The sequence below is a fragment of the Kitasatospora sp. GP30 genome (assembly GCF_029892145.1).
GTDB lineage: Bacteria > Actinomycetota > Actinomycetes > Streptomycetales > Streptomycetaceae > Kitasatospora > Kitasatospora acidiphila.
This window is the reverse complement of sequence record NZ_JARZAH010000024.1, coordinates 25,202-42,796: the sequence shown is the minus strand read 5'-3', so window position 1 is coordinate 42,796 and position 17,595 is coordinate 25,202. Positions and strand designations below refer to the sequence as shown.

Here is a 17,595-nt window from a genome sequence, read left to right as displayed (position 1 = left end):
AGGCTCCTGCTTCGTATCGAGTGGGGGTGACTCAGCGGCCGGCGGCGCCGCGGCCGCGCAACGCGGCACGGCGGGCGCTGGCGCGCAGGCGGGCCGACTGGACCACCTCGGGGGCGGCGCCGCTCTCGTCGTCGAGCCAACGGGCGAGGGAGGAGATGTCGCGGAAGCTGAAGAGGTCGGGCACCCGGACCCGGCGGTCGAAGCGCCGGGTCATCAGCCGGGCCAGACGGACGAGCAGCAGCGAATCGCCGCCGAGGTCGTAGAAGGCGGCGTGCACGTCGATGCCCGACGGCTCGAGGCCCAGCAACTGGCCCCAGATCTCCGACAGCGCCACCTCGGTGGGCGAGCCGGCGGCCGTCAGGGGCCCGCCGGGGTCGGCGGCCGGCGGCTCGGGGAGCGCGTTGCGGTCGAGCTTCCCGCCCGGCCCCAGCGGAAGGGCGGTCAGGAACACCAGCGTCGCGGGCACCATGTAGTCGGGCAGTTCGACGGCGAGCCTGCCGGTGATGGCGCTCTGCAGGCCGGTGTCCAGCCGGGGGCCGTCCGGTGCGGCGCCGTCGCCCGCGGGCACCACGTAACCGACGAGCCGGCTGCCACGGACGACGGCGGCGGCCTCCCGGACCTCGGGGCAGCCGGTCAGCCGGGCCTCGACCTCCTCCAGCTCGATGCGGTAGCCGCGCAACTTGACCTGGTGGTCGGTGCGGCCGAGGAACTGGAGTTCGCCGCCGTCGGTGAACTTGACGACGTCTCCGGTGCGGTACATGCGCTCGCCGCGGCGGAACGGGTCGGGTACGAAGCGCTCGGCCGTGGTGCTCGCCCGGCTGACATAGCCGTGCGCGAGGCCGGCGCCGCCGAGGTAGAGCTCGCCGGACTCGCCGGCCGGGAGCCGCTCCAGGTTCCCGTCGAGCACGTAGACCCGGTCGGTGGCCGTCGGCGGGCCGATCGTCGGTTCGCCGGTGCCGTCCTCGGACACCGGCCCGAACGAGCAGAAGACGGTTCCCTCGGTGGGGCCGTAGGCGTTGAACACCCGGTCGGCGCCGGTCTCCCGGTAGGTCCGGTCCACCAGCTTGCGGCGCAGGGCCTCGCCGCCGAACACCACCGTGCGCACGTTCGCAGGCACGGCTCCGGCATCGAGCAGGCCGTTCATCACCGACGGGACGACGTTCAGGTGGGTGATCCGGTCGGCGTACCGGCTCTCCGACAGGTGCACCGCGCTCTCGACGAGCACGACGGCACCGCCGCGGCACAGCGCGTTGAAGATCTCCATCACGGACAGGTCGAAGCAGACCGAGCTGGCCGCCGAGACGCCGCTCAGGTCGCAGCCCTCGAGGACCCGGTCCATTTCGGCGAGCATCGCCACGCACCCGCTGTGCCGGACGGCCACGCCCTTGGGCGTACCGGTGGAGCCCGACGTGTAGATGACGTACGCGGTGTCGCCCGGCACCACTGCCACGGGCTTCGTGCCGGGCTCGGTCACCACGGTCTCGCCCAGCACGACCACGGTCGGGCCGGGCGGGCAACTCGCCCGGGACGCGGGCGTGGTGAGCAGCAGGCGGGTCCCGCTGTCCTGGACCATGAAGGCCAGCCGGTCGGCGGGGTAGTTCGGGTCCAGCGGCAGGTAGCAGGAACCGGTGCGCAGAGCCGCCAGGATGCCGACGAGCAGGTCGGGGGCGCGCTCGACGCAGATGCCGACCGGGACGCCCGGTCCCGCGCCGTCGGCAGTGAGCCGCTCGGCCAACACCCGGGACCGCTCGTTCAGTTCGCCGTAGGTCAGGACGCCCGCATCGGAGTAGACCGCGATCGCCTCGGGGGTCTTGGCCGCCAGCTCGACGAACGCGCAGTGCAGGGCTTCGGTCACTGGTCCGTCTCCTCGGGGAGGCCGGTCGGCGCGATGTCGCCGAGGGCCAGGTCGGGTTGGGCGATCGAGTCGAAGAGCACGGTGCGGTACAGCGCGAGCAGTGCCGTCACGGTCTGCCTTTCCAGGTAGCTCGGTTTGAACTGGACGTGGCCCGCCACCTCGCCGTCGATGTCGGCCATCGAGATCTCGAGGTCGAACTTGGCCAAGTGCCTGCGCACTTGAAGCGGCTCGAGCGGCAGCGCGCCGTCGGGTGTGAGGGTGTCACCGACGCCGTGGAAGAGCTTGACGGACCGGGGGAACGCCTCCGAGGACAGCCAGTTGACCACCACGTCGAACCACGGGGAGCGGCCCTCGGCCCGCGGCGGCTTCAGCTGGGACGCCAACAGGTCGAGGGGATAGTTCATGTGCTCCAGGAGGCCGAGCGAGAAAGCGTGGACCTCGCGCAGCAGGTCGCGGAAGCTGCGGTCGCCGGCAGGCTTCGCACGGACCAGCACCGTGTTGAGGTAGTAGCCGATGGCGGACTCCCAACCCGGTTCGGCCCGTTGGGCGATGGCGGTGGCCAGCACCGAATCCTCGGCCCCGACCGCACGGTGGAGCGTGGCGAAGAACCCGGCCAGCACCACGGTGCTGATCGACACGCCTTCCCGCACCGCGAACTCCCGCAGCAGGCGCGTCTCCTCGGCGCTCCAGCGGAACGCGAGGTCGCGGCCCTCATAGGTGACGCCCGCCGGCCGCTCCTTGGCGGACAGGTCGAGGTGGGCGGGCGGATCGGCCAGCACCCCGGACCACCAGTCCAGCGCCGCGCCCGCCGCAGGCCCGGCCAGCCACCGCCGCTCCCACGCGACGAACTCCGTGTACGGGGCAGCCGGCGCGCGGTCGGCGAGATCGGCGCCCTGGTAGTGCTCCTGGAGTTCGCGGATCATGACGTCGGCCGACGCCGCGTCCGAGGCGATGTGGTGGACGAGTACCAGCAGGTAGTGATCGGCCGGCCCGCGCGCCATCAGGACGATCCGCACGAGCGGCCCGTTGTCCAGGTCGAGCGGCTGGTGCCCGTGCCAGGCCAGCTCCTCGCGGGCCTCTTCGTCGTCCAGGCCGGAGCTGTCCACCACGACGAACTCGTACACCGGCTCGTCCAGGATGACCTGGTACAGGCGGCCGCCCGCCTCCACGAAGAGGGTGCGCAGCGCGGGATGCCGCTCCAGCACGGCCCGCACGGCACGATCCAGCGCCTTCTCGTCGACCGCGGCCCGGATCCGGGCGGTCACCATGAAGTTGTAGGGCACGGCGTCCGGCGCGACCATCTGCATGAACCACAGCGAGGCCTGGCCGTGCGACGCCGGCGCCAGTTCGAGGCCGAGGCCGTCGGCGCGCAGCTGCTCCAACGCCGGTGCGTCGGTGGCCTCCAGCAGCCCGCGGGCGTCCAGCTCTTCCAGCAGCTCCTCGGCGTCCAGCTCGGACAGCTCCTCGAGGAACGTCCGGTCCGGCTCGGGCACGCGGGGCGGGGCCTGGAGCGGAAGCGGTGCGGGCGGCGGAGCCGCGGGCGCGGCCGGTCCAGCGAGGGTCTCGGTCAAGTGGCCGACGACCTCGGAGATGGTCCGGCCGTCCAGGAACACCACCGGCGACACCCGGTGCCCGAACAGCGCCTGCATCCTGTTGACGAGGCGGATCGCCAGCATCGAGTCGAGGCCGAAGTCGCGCAGGCCGGCGTGCACGTCGAGCCTGCTCACCGGCACGCCCAGCGCCTCGGCGAGCTCGGCGAGGACGACGTCCGCCACCGGCCGCTCCGTCACCGGCCGCTCCGCCTTCGGCTGGTGATCCATCGGACCGGCCTCGGCTGTGGCCGCGGTGTCGCCGGCCGGGGTCGGCGCCAGTGCCGGGACGAGCGCCCGGCGGGGCTCGGTGTCGATCCAGTAGCGGTCCTTCTGCCACTGGACGAGCGGGGTTTCCACGACCTCGACATCGTCGCCGAACAGCGAGTCGAAGGTGAGCGGTAGGCCCCTGACGTACAACGACGCGGCGGCGCCCAGCAGGGAGCGGACATCGCTCCCGTCGCGCCGCAGGGAGTTGATCGCGTGCACCCGGGCACCGCGGGTCAGCGCGATCTCCTCGACCGCACCGCGCAGCGTCTCGTGCGGGCCGATCTCGACGAAGGTGCCGATGCCCTGGTCGACCAGCGCACCGATGGTCTCGGCGAACCGGACCTGGTTGCGCAGATTGTGCACCCAGTAGTCGACGTCGGCGGCCGGGTTCACCGTGTCGGCCAGCGCCGTGGAATGGAAGTCGATGCGGTGCGGCAGCGGGGTGATGCCGTCGATGCGTTCGCGCAGCGGCTCGATCAGCGGGTCCATGCCGGGGCTGTGCACCGGCCGCTCGACCCGGATCCTCCTGGTGGAGATCCCGTCCCGCTTGAGGTCGGCCTCCAGGGCGTCGACGGCCTCCGGCGAGCCGGAGACCGCCGCGCTGGTGGGGCTGTTGACCACGGCGATGGCCGCGTGCTCGGCGTAGCGGGCGAGCCGGGGCAGCAGCTCCGCCTCCGGCAGGTCGACCGAGATCATGGCGCCCGCGGCGGCCTCGCGCTCGAGCAGGTGCGACCGGGCGACCACGACGCGGGCGGCGTCGTCCAACGACAGCGCGCCGGCGACGCAGGCGGCCGCGACCTCGCCCAGGCTGTGCCCGACGACGGCGGCCGGCTCGATGCCCAGGTCGAGCCAGACCTTCGCCAGCGAGACCTGTAGGGCGAACAGCACGGGCTGCTGGAAGTCCATCTCCTCGTACCTGGCCTGGGCGGCCGGGGCGGCGAGCTGGTCGAGCACCGAGCAGCCGCCGGCCGCGCGCACCGCGGCGTCGCAGGCGCTCATCCAGCTGCGGAAGACGGTGTTCGAGCGCAGCAACTCGCGGCCCATACCGACCCATTGGGTGCCGCCGCCGGAGAACACCAGCGCCACCCGCCGGTCGACGCTGCCGGAGACCTGGCCCGTGACGAGGTCGGGGTGCGGCTCGCCGGCGGCGATCCGGGCGAGTCCGTCCAGGACGTCCTGCCGGGTGCGGGCGAACAGGGCGATCCGGTGGCTGTAGTGGGTGCGCCTGGCGGCGAGCGTGTAGGCGAGGTCGCTGACCCGCAGGCCCGGGTCGCGTTCGACGTGGTTGGACAGCTCGCGGCAGGTGTCGGTCAGCGCGCCCGCCGTCCGTGCCGTGACGGTGACCAGGTGCACCTGCTCACCGGCCGCGGCGTCGCGCAGGCGCGGGGCGGTGTGACGTCCCCGGTCGCCGGCCAGGAACGGGTGGGCCGTGACCGGAAGTCCGGCGGTGTACAGGGCACCGAGCGAGCCGAGCAGGGTCGAGGCTTCGTCGGCACCGCGCCGGAGCGAGGGCAGGGTGGCCGCCGCCGGCAGGATCTCCGACACCGACTTGAGCAAGAGGGGGTGCGGGCTGAGTTCGATCACCGCGTCGATGTCGTGGTCGCGCAGGACCGTCAGGGCGTCGACCACCCGGATCTCCTGGCGCAGGTTGGCCGCCCAGTAGTCAGGACCGAGCTCCGCGCCGTCGACGAGTCCGCCGGTGACCGTCGAGATCATCGGGATCCGGGCGGTCCTGGGCTTGATGCCGTCGAGTTCGACCTTCAGCGGGGCGAGCACGTGGTCGACCAGCGGTGAGTGCGGGGCGTGGCCCATCCGCACCCGGTGGGTGGTGACGCCCTGGTCGGTCAGCCGCTGGACGAGGCCGTCGATCTCCTGCGGTGTGCCGGTGACCAGGGTGGAGCGCAGGCCGTTGCGGCCGGAGACGGTGAGCCGGCCGGTCAGCTGCGGCTCCACCTCGTCCGCGGCGGTCATGACCACGATGCCCTCGCCGCGCCCCACGGCCAGTTGCTGGAGGAGCCGGCCGTGCTGGGCGGCCAGCCGGGAGGCGTCGTCGAAGTCGAGTGCACCGGCGATGTGGGAGGCGGCGAACTCGCCGACGCTCTGCCCCACGACGACGTCCGGCTCCACCCCCAGCGAGCGCCAGGCCTCGGCCAGGGCCACCTGCATGGAGAACAGCAGCGGCTGGAAGACGTCCATGTCGTCGAGGCGGCCGTCCGGGGCCAGCAGTTGGTCGACGAGCGAGAAGCCCAGCAACTCCCGCATCCGCTGGGCGGACTTCATCATGGACCGGCGGAACACCGGCATCCCGGCGAGCAGTTGCCGGCCCATGCCCACCCACTGCGACCCGTTGCCCGAGAACAGGAACGCCACCCGCGGCTTGCGCCCGGCCTGCTCCCCGGTGCTCAGTCCGGCGGCCGTGGTCCCACTGCCGAAGGCGTCGAGCTGGGCCCTGAGTTCGGCCATGTCGCGGGCGGTGGCCGCGAGCCGGAACGGGCCGTCGCCGGGCATCCGGCTGCAGAGGTCGCGCAGGTCGGTCTCGTCACGCAGCGCCCGGGCCCGCTCGGCCAGCGCCTCCCGGGAGTCCGCGGCCAGCAGCAGGAGCCCGTTCTCGGGGCGCGGCAGTTCCTCGACGGCGACATGGCAGATCGCGCCGCCGAAGCCGAACGAACTGACGCCGCCCCGGCGGGCGTCGGACCGTCTCGGCCACGGTGTCAGCCGGTCCTGGACGGTGAGGCGGTATTCGTCGAACATGATCTGCGGGTTCGGCGCGCTGTAGTGCAGGCTCGGCGGCAGCACGCCGTTGCGCATCGACATCGCGAGCTTGACCAGGCCGACGATGCCGGCGGCGGCCTCCAGGTGCCCGACGTTGGACTTGACGGAACCGAGCCGCAGCGGTTCCGCGCGGTCGCCGCCCAGGACCGCGCCAATGGCGTTGGCCTCGATCGGGTCGCCCAGCGGTGTCGCGGAGCCGTGGCACTCGATGTAGTCCACCAAGTGCGGTGCGATGCCCGCCCGTTGGTAGGCGGTGCGGAGCATCTTCTGCTGCGCCTGGGGGTTCGGCGCCGTCATGCCGTTGCTCAGACCGTCGTTGTTTGAGGAGCTGCCCTTGATCAGGCAGTACACCGGCAGATCGCGCTCGAGCGCCACGCTCAGCGGGGCGAGCACGACGACGCCGGCGCCCTCACCGCGGACGTAGCCGTTGGCGCGGGCGTCGAACGACTTGCAGCGGCCGTCCGGGGCGAGCGCGCCCATCTGGTCCATGGCGGTGTAGTAGTCGGAGACGAAGCTCAGGTTCACGCCACCGGCCAGCACCAGCTCGCTCTCGCCCAGCCAGATCGACTGGCATCCCACGTGCACCGAGACCAGCGATCCGGCGCATGCGGCGTCGATCGCCATGCTCGGGCCCTGCAGGCCGAGGACATAGGAGACGCGGTTGGCGATGATGCCGTCGTGCATGCCGGTCGCGGTGTGCGGGGTGATCTGGCTGTCGGGGCCGCGGTAGTGCGCCAGAGCGGCGTAGTCGCCCCAGCAGGAGGCCATGAACACGCCGGTGTCGCTGCCGACCAGGCTGTGCGGCGCGATACCCGCGTCCTCCAGCGCCTCCCAAGCCAGCTCCAGCACCAGGCGCTGCTGAGGGTCCATCTGGACGGCTTCGCGGGGTGAGATGCCGAAGAACAGCGGATCGAACCGGTCGATGCCGTCGATGAACCCGCCCCAGCGCACTGCGTCGCCCAGGAGCTCGCGCCGCCCAGCCGGTACCGGCCCAACGGCGTCGCCGCCCTCGACCAGCAGCCGCCAGAACGAGGACGGGTCCGGTCCTCCAGGGAACCGGCAGCCGATGCCGACGATCGCGACCGGCTCACGCGGTGCCGTACCGCGGTCGGTGCTCGGGGCGGGCTCGGCGACCCGTGGACCATCAACGAGCGCACGGGACAGCGCGTCGACGGTCGGGTACTGCCACATCCAGGTGATCGGAACCCGCCAGTCGAGGAATTCAGACAATGCGGCGGCAAGAGCCATCGACTTCGCCGAGTCCAGTCCGTACTGGTGCATCGGCGTCCAACGATCCACTGCGTCTTCGGATACGTCCAGCAGTTCGACGACGCGAGAAATCAGGAAGTCTACTACGGCGCGTAAATCACGCGCTCCGCGGTCTTGGGGCATGTCGGCTCCTCGGCGGGGCGGATGGAATGAGCTGGTAGAGGTTTCCGTCGGCGGATTGATGGCGCGAGAGTCCGTCAGCCACGCAATAGCGGATTGAGATGACCGCGGCTTGGCCGTGCCGGCGCACACGGCCGGGCCGGCGGTTCTCGACATGGCCGACCAGGGCCTGGGCAGCCGGCCATGGGCATGATTCATGACACGGCAGGTTCAGCTCCGCCGTGTCGAGCGCAACGGGCTCCCAGTCCTCACCGGACAGCTCTTCGGTTGCTTTCGCTGGTAGCGAGTCTGCGCCGTTGCTCTCGGTATGAATGCGCTTACTGGACCGTGCCCGGCTGCACACGGCGATGTGATGGCCCCATCGGTCGAACGGGAACACGGCGAGCCCGAGAAGAACGAGGAATCCCAGTCAGGGCAGTGAGATCCGTGTGGTGCCGGACAGCCCGTCCCACTCCGGACACAAAGGCGTGGCTGTCGAAAAACGGTACGTTCACCGCGAACCTACCCCCGATGAATCAGCCTGGCCGAATCAGGTCGGGATCTGATTCGGTATCACTGCCGGTAGTTCACCAATCATGCGGTGCTCGATCAGTGAACGTCAGGCTGCCATACTGTGAGCGGTGGGACAAGTTATGATCCGTGAGCAGAAGGAGTACTGGCCAGATCTGACCCGGAAGTGGCCGGTTCAGTCTCTTCCGGCATGGTTCAACAGAGGATTGTTCAAGTGCCGACCGGTTGCGGTGTCGAGCGTTCTTGCTGACCGGCGTGGCGGAAGGGCAACTCGATTCGGAGGCCCTACTCGGGTTTTCTCGGGCCACAACCAGACAAAGCGGGCCGTCCGAGCTTTGCCCCATTTCGTAGACACTCGCCTGCTATGCGACCGGCTCTAGGGCGGTGGTGCCCGTGGCGTGCGGTCTTTGTCATCGACCAAGCTGCGGTGACCGAGGGCGGAGTGCCGCCCGCTTGCGGTCCAAAGAGCGTGATCGGCGTGGCGGGCCGGGCTGAGATCCGGCGGCTTCGCCCTACGCCCACTACCGGGCTTGCCACACCTTGGAGAGCGACCGGAGGGCAGCCGCGGCGAGTTCGCGCGCAACTGCCGAACGCACCGCACACGACGTGAAGTCAGGCTCTGCCTGGCCCTCCTGGCCTGCTCATAGCGGCTGGTGGCATGAATCGACTGATTCAACCCGGCGTCACGCAACCTGAATTGGAGCTGCCGGCAGTTCGGGAACGTGCCTTGGCTCAGCGGTCCCCCCGTCGTGTCGCGCGCCTCGGTCGATGGTAGGCGCATGACCCCATGGAGGGCGGCTCCACATACGTGCGGGTGAGGGTAGACAGCAGATGAGTGACCAATGCAAGCTGATCCGCATGGACGTTGAGAATCTTGAGACGGCGTCAGCCGGCACGATCAGCTCCTTAGCCGGACGTTCCTCGCAGCGCAGCGACCATCCCGGTTGGGTACTCACCCGCCACGACTGCGCCGGCAGGCTCGTATGACCGATACCACGGACAAGATGACCGACACCACGGACAAGCCGCTGCGTCGGCCGGGACTGGCACTCGGAGTGCTGGCAGGGGCGCTCGCACTGGACGTGAGCGGTCTTGGGGTGCTCAACGCCGCCCTACCGTCCATCGGAGCGCGCTTTCGCTTGGACGACACCACGCTCCAGTGGGTCATGACTGCCTACGCCGTCACGTTCGCCGGCTTCCTGCTGGTGGGTGGCCGACTGGCCGACGTACTCGGACGACGGCGGGTGTTCGGCGTCGGTGTCGCCTTGTTCACCGTGTCCGCGCTGGTTGGGGGGCTGGCTCCCGACATCATGGTGCTGCTGGGTGCGCGCGCCGCCCAAGGCATCGGCGCCGCCCTGTCGGGGCCGGCCGCGCTGGCTCTGCTCACCGAGGCGTTTCCGGCCGGTCCGGCGCGTAACCGAGCACTCAGTGTGTACGCGGCGGTCGGCGCCGCGAGCTTCAGCGGCGGGGTGCTGCTGGGCGGCGTACTGACCCAGTTCCTCGGCTGGCGTTCGGTGCTGTGGTTCTCGGTGTTGCTGGGACTCGCCGTGCTGGCCGCGATGCGGGCCGGACTACCTGGTAGCGCCGGGCACAGCGGTCGGCTGGACCTGCCCGGCGCGATATCGGGAACACTCGGCCTCACCCTGCTCATCGTCGGCGTGAGCAGTGGCGGCACGTTGGCTTGGAGCGTACTCGCTGCGGCGGGGGTCTTCCTGGTGCTGTTCGTCGTGCGTGAGCACCGCACTGCCGACCCGGTGCTTCCGCTCGGCCTCTTCCGGATCACATCGGTGCGGGCCGCGAGTCTGGCGGCGTTCCTCCAGTACACGGGATCGGTCGGGCTGCTGTTCTTCGCGCCGCTGTATCTGCAGGGGATGCTGCACTACTCTCCCTTCGAGTCCGGTCTTGCGCTGGTGCCGATGTCTCTGGCCGTGTTCCTCACCGCCAACTTCGCCACCGGACGCCTGCTGGCCAGACACGCTCCGCGAACGCTGATGGCTGTCGGCCTCGTCCTGATCGGGGTCGGTACCGCGCTGTGGCTGAGCACACCGCACGACGGCAGCTATGTGCAGCAGGTGCTGCCCGGTCTGGTGCTGAGCGGCATCGGCCAAGGGCTGAACTTCCCCTCGATGACGTCCGCCGCGCTCACCGGCGTCCCCGTGCAGCAGCATGCCGTTGCGGGGGCGGTGAATGTCGTGGCGCAGCAGATCGGCGCAAGTGTCGGAGTGGCGGTGATGGTCCTGGTCGCGGCGAGCAGTGGGGACCAACTCGTCGGCTACCACCTCGCCTACCTCGCGGCCGCCGTCGCGTGTGTGCTGGGGGCCGCGGTCATCGCTATGAGACGGCAGGCTTGAGGGAGTCCCGGCCGGCCGACGACTGGGCCAGGTCGGCCGGGTGGACGTTCAGTAGCGGTACCGCCAGCGCGCTGGGTCCGGCCGGCGATCGGGCCCAGCGCGCCTCGTCATCCGCGCCGCCGGGCGTGGCGTTTCTGCGGGTCAGCGCCCACTTCCGCGGGGCTTCAGCACCACCTTCGGCAGCTCCGGAGCAGGCAGGCGCTCCCCGGGATACCCCTGCACCTCGTCGAAGCGTTGGCCTCCTTGGCGCTGGTGGGGTGCCCGAGATCTTCGATGAGATTTGCCTCCTTGGCGGTGCCGGGAACCGTGATAGCCGCGAACAACGGGTTCATGGGTCGATACCAGCGGTACGTGCCATGGCCGCCCCAGCCACGGCGAGCGGGGAACCGGCCTGCCGCACCACCGCGCCATCGCCAGGCGAGGCACCAGAAGCGATCAGGACAACATGGGCCGCCGAGGCCCGGGGGGCTCAGGGGGCGGCGAACAGCCCGGGGAAGGCCAGGGCCAGCCACGGTCGGCGGCCCCAGGCGAACACCTTGCCGCGGGCGAACGCGCCGGCGGCGCTGTAACGGCCCAACGCGATCAGGAGGAACGCCACCGGCTCGGTGAGGATGGTGCAGTCCGGGCGACGCGGCGGCTCGTCGTTCACTACGGTGACACCATCTGTGAACGTCACCGCGAACCCGCACAGGCCCCGCACCTTCAGGCGGTAGCAGGCATTGTGGCCGGCCGCAGCGCGCGCATCCGTCACCAGCGGCATGGCCGCGCGCAGGAACGGAATTGTCAGCGCCACGCGCTGCCGGTCGATCGGATGCGGCCGCCGAAGGGCGACGGCGATGTCGTAGAGATGGCCCAGCATGTGGGTCAACAGGTAAGCGCCCAGGGTGTCCAGGTCCATCCGGCCCAGCGGGGTCACCACCGGCTCGGTACCGGCACGCGAACCGGCTGCCACCGTGAACTCCCGTGCCCACTGGGCGATCTCCTCCGCGAGTACGACTGGGTCCCGCTCGGGTCGCTGGGCCAGCGACACCGCGTTCGCCTCAGCCAGCGAGCCCGGAGTGCCGTCCCCGTACGGCCGTTCCTCCCCGGCTGCCAATGCGGCCATCAGCTCGTTGGCCATCGCCAGGTGGGCCGCGGCCTCGGCAACCGTCCACTCGGCGCCGGGAATCGGCGTGTCGCCGCGACAGCCGGTGAGCAGGGCGACGGCCTCGCCACCGACTGCGGTGAGCGCCTCGAAGAGTGCGGTGCGCACGGCACTGGAAGGATGCTGAGGGAACGGGAGAGTCATGCTGGTGAAGACTGACCCACCGCCCCCTCACTGTCCAGACCTGCGACACAATCAGACCACCACGCACCTGCCGCACCTGCCGACCCCCACCCCGGCGCCGGCGAGGCTCTAGGTGTGCCATCTCATGACATTGGCTCCTCGCGGTCATGCTCGGCGGCGTAGGCCGTCAGGCGATCGGCGAGCGCGATGACGAGGTCGCGGAGTTCATCGGGGCGCTCGATGACGAACGGCCGGTTGAGTGAGGCGAGTACTGGAGGCAACCAGTCGAGTCGCTCCGCCCGTAGCTCGACGCGCAGCCAGCGCTCGGTCGCGCGGTCCTCGCCGGCTGCGGGCTCGTGCTCCTCCAGGTCCGCGACGCTGATGGGAAGGTGGGCGCGGATTTGCTCAACTGTCCCGTGGATCCGCAAGGTGACCTCGTGCCGGTACTCGGCTGTGGCGAATCCTGACAATACGCGCTGCGCCGGACCGGGACCCACGGGCATTTCGAATGAGCCGGGCAGGGTCCGCGCGTCTGCGATGCGATCGAGCCGGAAGGTTCGGTCCTCGCTGATCTGGGCGTCCTTGCCCGTGACGTACCACCGGCCCGAATGGGCGACGATCCCGTACGCGTGCAGTGTGCGTTCGCTGCGCCGTCCGTCGCGGTCGGTGTAGCGGATCGAGACCGGTCGGTGGTGGCGCACCGCATCGGCGATCGTGAGCAAGACCCCGGCGTCCGGGGTGTCGAACTCGCCGGGCTGATCCGTGAAGGCGAGAGCTTCCAGGAGTGTGTCGAGTCGGCGGGCGGTGTGCTTGGGCAGCACCCGCCGGATCTTGGCCGATGCCGTCTCGTTTGCCGTGTGCTCCGTCGTCGTCAGCCCTGCTCGGCGGCCGGCGACCAGGCCGAGCAGTACGGCCAGCGCCTCGTCGTCGCTGAGCATGAGCGGAGGCAAGCGGTAGCCGGGCGCGAGCCGGTACCCGCCGTAGCGGCCGCGCACTGACTCCACGGGCACGTCGAGGTCGATCAGCTGGTCCACGTACCGCCGCACGGTGCGCCCTTCGACGCCGAGCCGGTCGGCGAGTTCGGCAACAGTCCGGGTGCCGCCCGACTGCAACAGCTCCAGGAGTGTCAGCACGCGGCCGGTGGGTCGAGGCATGTTCACAGCCTAGGCGAATACAGGACCGTTTCTGTCCACTATTTCTCCTAGCCTGCGACGTGCACGCTTTCACCAGAGCCAAGGAGATCTCCATGGACTTCGTCTCGATCCGCATCATCACCAGCGACGTCGCGCGCCTCGTCGAGTTCTACGAGCGAGCCACCGGGGTGCCGGCGACGTGGGCCACCGAGGACTTCGCCGAACTCAAGAGCGCGGGCGCCACCCTTGCGATCGCCGGCATCCGCACGGTCCCGCTGTTCGCCGCGGGCTCTGCCCGCCCGGCGGACAACCACAGCGTGATCACCGAGTTCCTCGTCGACGATGTGGACCGCGTTCACCAGAACCTGACCGGCTTCGTGACGGAGTTCGTCACCGAGCCCACCACGATGCCCTGGGGCAACCGGTCGCTGCTGTTCCGCGACCCCGACGGCAACCTCGTCAACTTCTTCACCCCCGTCACCCCGGCGGCCATCGCAAAGTTCGCACGCTGACGCCACGCACAGCCGTTCATCCGGGAGCCCTGAGATCCCAGGGCTCCCGGTGAACGCGGCCGCCGAGTCCAGGACTGCCACCAGCAGGGGACATCGGAACGCACCGCTGACCCCCGAAGGACGTCTGCGCTTGTGCCTGCGGGTTGACGCCGGACGTCCGATCGCGCACGTCGCTGCGGGAGCCGGGATCTCCCGCCGCTGCCTGGCCAAGTGGTCGCCCGCTGGCGCGCGTACGGCGAAAACGGCCTGCTCGACCACTCCTCCCGCCCCGCCACCAGTCCCGCCCGCACCCCCGAGGCCTGCTGACTGTGCAGCGCGGCGACAGCCATCTGGAACACCGCGCAGAGGCAATGGGTTCAGTGGACCGGCAGTTCGTCGTTCTCCCGTCGGGAGGCTGTGCCGAGCAATGTACGTGCGACGTCTTCCAGCGATCCGAGCAGCGGGTTGGGGTCGTCAGCGCGCGTGACGAGCACGACCTCGCAGGGATCGATGTCGATGACGGGCACCAGGGCGATGTCCTCGCGCACAGCAGCGCGTCGATCGCCGGCAGGGAAGATCGCGACACAGTGACCGGTGGCGATGAGTTCCAGCTTGTCCTCGTAAGCGTCGTCGATCGCGGGCGGGGGTGGTGCCGGGCGGTTGCCGACGGGCTTGGGCGTGCTCCAGAGGACCGGAGTGCTGACGCAGCCGACCAGTTCCTCGTCCGACAGAGCCCGCAGGCTGACGGTTTTCTCGTTCGCCAGATGATGACTTGCCGACGTGACCAGTACCCGTGACTCCTCATGGAGTTTGGTCACCCGCAAGCCGTCCGTGGGCAAGGGCAGGGGCCTGTACGCGACGAGGGCGTCGACCCGCCCCTCGGCGAGGGCGCGTGTGTCCCGCCAGTCGAGGTGCCTGGTGCGGACCTGGCCCTCAGGGTGCCGGCGGCGCAGTTCCTGCACGCAGACGGTGATGACCAGTCCCTCGGCGCAGCCGACGGTGATGGTACGGGGCTGGACGGCGGCTCTGGCCGTGTGAGCGGCTTGCTCGGCCTCTTGGAGCAGTATCCGGGCCCTGGGAAGGAAGGCCTGACCGGCATCGGTGAGGCTGCTGCCCTGCGGCGAGCGGTCGAACAGCCGGACGCCGAGCTGAGCCTCCAGTCGCTGGATCTGACGGCTCAGCGACGGTTGCGCCAGGTGGAGCCTGGTGGCGGCCCGGCCGAAGTTGCCGTACTCCGCCACGACCGTGAAGTAGCGCACGAGTCGCAGGTCGAGGTCCATTCGCCAAGGGTACGTCGCGCGCCGTCATGCGCCTGGGACATGACGGCATGCGGAACAGGTCTTGGACAGGGTGTGCGGGTGGGCATTTGGCTTGAGGGCATGACCACTTATGACGGCAAGAAGATCGTGATCACGGGCGGGAGCAGCGGTATTGGCCTGGCCACGGCCCGGTTGTTCGCGGACGGTGGGGCGCACGTACTGATCACCGGCCGTACCCGATCCACCCTGGACGCCGCGCTGGAGCAGTTGGGGGACAGGGCGATCGCCGTCCGCAGCGATGCCGCGTCCCTGAAGGACATCAAGGAGCTGGCCGGCACGGTCCAGCAGCGGTTCGGCGTGGTGGACGCGCTGTTCGTCAACGCCGGCGTCACTGCGTCCGCGCCGCTCGACTCGACGACGGAGGAGATGTACGACGCGCTGTTCCGCGTCAACGCCAAGGGCCCGTACTTCACGGTGCAGGCGTTGGCGCCGCTGTTGCGCGAGGGAAGCGGCGTGGTCCTCACCACGTCGGTGGTGAACGTCCTGGGCCTCGACGCGCTCAGTGTCTACTCGGCGAGCAAGGCAGCCCTGCGGTCGATGACGCGCACCCTGGCCCGCGAGCTGCTGCCGCGCAAGGTGCGCGTCAATGCCGTGAGCCCCGGGCCGATCGACTCGGGCATCCTGGACCGCTCCTTGCCTGCCGACGTCGTCGAGATGATGAAGGACACCTACCGGAGCACGAACCCGATGCAGCGGCTGGGGGCGTCCGAGGAAGTGGCCGCCGCGGTGGCGTACTTGGCGTTCGGTGCGACCTTCTCGACGGGAGCGGAGTTCCCTGTCGACGGAGGGGCTTCACAACTCTAGGTGCTCTGACCGCAGTTCGCCGGGCCGTTCAGGCCGCGGTGGCGAGGGGGCGTCCGCCCCAGCGGATGCTCTTCTCGCTGCGGATGCGGGCGCGTTCCTTGCGCCCGGCGGCCAGGACGTCGCGGTGGCGTGCGTTGGCGTTGCGCCAGCGCAGGTAGGCGTGCAGGGTCCGGGTCTGAGTCGTGCGTCGCCTGATCGTCGACACCGTGCTGTACGCCCTGGTCAGCGGCTGCGCCTGGCGGCTACGACGCGGGCAAGCGGGTGCGGGGCCGCAAGCGGCACCTGCTGGTGGACAGCTGCGGACTTGTCCTGAAGGTGGCCGACCGCTCGTCGATCAGTCGCAGCAGGTCGTAGAGCTCAAGAGTCTTTTGCACGCCGGATTTCTATCACCGCGCTCCGGTCATCGGACAGCGATCTTCGCAGGTGGCCGGGCCGGGGCCGGTGGTGGATCCGCCGCCGGCGGGGACACGGCTGCGCCGGCGCGCCTCAGAATGGGTAGGCGGGTGACTACTCGTTCTTGAGGTCGTCGGCGAGGCGGCGGGCTGCTTCGGGACGGTGGTCGCGGCAGAGGCTTGGGAGCGCCAAGACGGCGAGTCAGCTCAGGCAATCGAGGCGTTGCACGACTGGGCTGTGGGCGCAGCAAAAAAGTCAGCATCAGTACGAGCAGACCCTGTTATACGCGCGTAAACCTGAGAATGATTCAGCTTTCAGTGCGACTGTCCGCTGACCCGTCGCGGAGCGCCATTCGCGGTCTCCACCAGCCCTGGATGACAGCCGCCGCGTCGGCCACGCGCTGCGTCAGTGTGTCCGTCGGACGTGACGTTTCTCCAGGTCAGCGTGCATTTCCCCGAGGCTTCAGCGGTGTTGACGGCAGTGCCGGAGCGGGCAGGCGCTCCCCGGGATACCCCTGCACCTCGCCGAAGCGGTCCCCGTTCTCCCAGTCCTCTCGTGCCTGGGCGATCTCCTCGCCGGAGGATGCGATGAAGTTCCACCACATCACGATCTGCTCCTCGAAGGGCGGGCCGCCGATCAGGACCGCCCGGGCCGGCTCGTCGCTGGTGTTGGTGAGGGTGAGGATGGTGGCTCCGGGGGCGAGGTAGCCGAGTTCGGCCGGGTGCAGCGGGGTGTCCGCCAGCTGGATGTCGCCGTGGTCGACGAGCAGGCCGTGCTCGAAGGCGGGGTCCACGGCGAGGGTGACGGTCGCGTGCGGGTGGAGCGTGAGTTCGGCGCCGAGCAGCGGGGTGAAGGTTGGGACGGGGGAGGTGTCGCCGGCCAGGGTGCCGAGGAAGACGCGTGCCTCGCCGCCGTCGAGGGGGACGGGCCGGGGTGCGTGGTGGTGGAAGTCGCGGGCGGTGTGGCGGTGCCGTTCCGGCAGGGCCACCCACAGTTGGACGCCGTGCAGGGTGGTGGTGGCGGGGGTGGACACCTCGGAGTGGCTGATGCCGTGGCCGCCCGTCATGAGGTTCAGCTCGCCGGGCCGGACGAAGGCATGGATGCCGAGGCTGTCGCGGTGCTCGATCTCGCCGCTGAACAGCCAGCTGACCGTCTGCAGTCCGGTGTGGGGGTGCGGGGCGACCTCCATCCCGCCGGTCTCGGCGACGTCGTCGGGGCCGTAGTGGTCCACGAAGCACCAGGCGCCGATCAGCGTTCGGGTCCGCTGCGGCAGCGTACGCCGGACCGTCATCGCCCGGGGTCCGCCCAGCGGTACGTCCCTGGCGGGCAGTACTTCCACTCGGGGGCAGGCCTTCCGGTCCGGGGCTTCGCCGCGGGGCTCCACGGGGTCGGTCTCGACGGTGGTCACGGTGTGCGCCCTCCCACTTCAAAATGGTTTTATATTCAACTACT

Annotated in this window: 9 protein-coding genes and 3 pseudogenes; 4 read left to right on the top strand and 8 right to left on the bottom strand. The window is 70.2% G+C overall.

From position 1 onward, the window contains the following. Positions 1 to 31 precede the first annotated feature (31 nt). Entirely contained in the window at positions 32 to 1,855 is a 1,824-nt protein-coding gene (locus P3T35_RS27030; RefSeq protein ID WP_101378360.1) for a non-ribosomal peptide synthetase, read from the bottom strand. Further along, positions 1,852 to 7,878, bottom strand: coding sequence for a type I polyketide synthase (locus tag P3T35_RS27025; protein WP_101378359.1), 6,027 nt, complete (start codon positions 7,876 to 7,878; stop codon positions 1,852 to 1,854). Before P3T35_RS27025 ends, P3T35_RS27030 begins: the two co-directional genes overlap by 4 nt. A 1,511-nt stretch (positions 7,879 to 9,389) precedes the next feature. Here P3T35_RS27025 and P3T35_RS27020 point away from each other — a divergent pair. Further along, positions 9,390 to 10,736: an MFS transporter gene (locus P3T35_RS27020; RefSeq protein WP_101384738.1), complete on the top strand. Its 1,347-nt coding sequence runs from the start codon at positions 9,390 to 9,392 to the stop codon at positions 10,734 to 10,736. Between the two features lie 141 nt (positions 10,737 to 10,877). On the opposite strand, the pseudogene P3T35_RS27015 reads toward P3T35_RS27020, so the two are convergent. The 3 genes and pseudogenes from P3T35_RS27015 to P3T35_RS27005 form a co-directional block, all read right to left on the bottom strand. Continuing rightward, positions 10,878 to 10,982 (bottom strand): annotated as a pseudogene (locus P3T35_RS27015) (pirin family protein); the annotation flags it as partial. 223 nt (positions 10,983 to 11,205) lie between these two features. After that, entirely contained in the window at positions 11,206 to 11,988 is a 783-nt protein-coding gene (locus P3T35_RS27010; RefSeq protein ID WP_280708084.1) for a maleylpyruvate isomerase family mycothiol-dependent enzyme, read from the bottom strand. 158 nt (positions 11,989 to 12,146) lie between these two features. Further along, positions 12,147 to 13,157, bottom strand: a complete 1,011-nt coding sequence (locus P3T35_RS27005; protein ID WP_101384737.1) for a YafY family protein — start codon at positions 13,155 to 13,157, stop codon at positions 12,147 to 12,149. Between the two features lie 92 nt (positions 13,158 to 13,249). Between P3T35_RS27005 and P3T35_RS27000 the strand changes: the two genes are divergently transcribed. Together P3T35_RS27000 and P3T35_RS26995 are read left to right on the top strand one after the other, a co-directional pair. Further along, positions 13,250 to 13,648: a VOC family protein gene (locus tag P3T35_RS27000; protein WP_101378357.1), complete on the top strand. Its 399-nt coding sequence runs from the start codon at positions 13,250 to 13,252 to the stop codon at positions 13,646 to 13,648. A 49-nt stretch (positions 13,649 to 13,697) separates the two neighbouring features. Beyond that, positions 13,698 to 13,918: pseudogene (locus P3T35_RS26995) on the top strand (leucine zipper domain-containing protein); the annotation flags it as partial. Between the two features lie 86 nt (positions 13,919 to 14,004). On the opposite strand, the gene P3T35_RS26990 reads toward P3T35_RS26995, so the two are convergent. Then, a complete protein-coding gene (locus tag P3T35_RS26990; protein WP_101378356.1) occupies positions 14,005 to 14,907 on the bottom strand; it encodes a LysR family transcriptional regulator in 903 nt (300 codons plus the stop codon). Between the two features lie 99 nt (positions 14,908 to 15,006). On the opposite strand from P3T35_RS26990, the gene P3T35_RS26985 reads away from it, so the two are divergent. After that, positions 15,007 to 15,750, top strand: coding sequence for an SDR family oxidoreductase (locus tag P3T35_RS26985; protein WP_101378355.1), 744 nt, complete (start codon positions 15,007 to 15,009; stop codon positions 15,748 to 15,750). A gap of 28 nt (positions 15,751 to 15,778) precedes the next feature. Here the strand turns inward: P3T35_RS26985 and P3T35_RS26980 are convergent. Next, positions 15,779 to 15,934 (bottom strand): annotated as a pseudogene (locus tag P3T35_RS26980) (IS630 family transposase); the annotation flags it as partial. A gap of 648 nt (positions 15,935 to 16,582) precedes the next feature. Then, entirely contained in the window at positions 16,583 to 17,527 is a 945-nt protein-coding gene (locus P3T35_RS26975; protein ID WP_280708133.1) for a pirin family protein, read from the bottom strand. Positions 17,528 to 17,595: the final 68 nt, after the last annotated feature.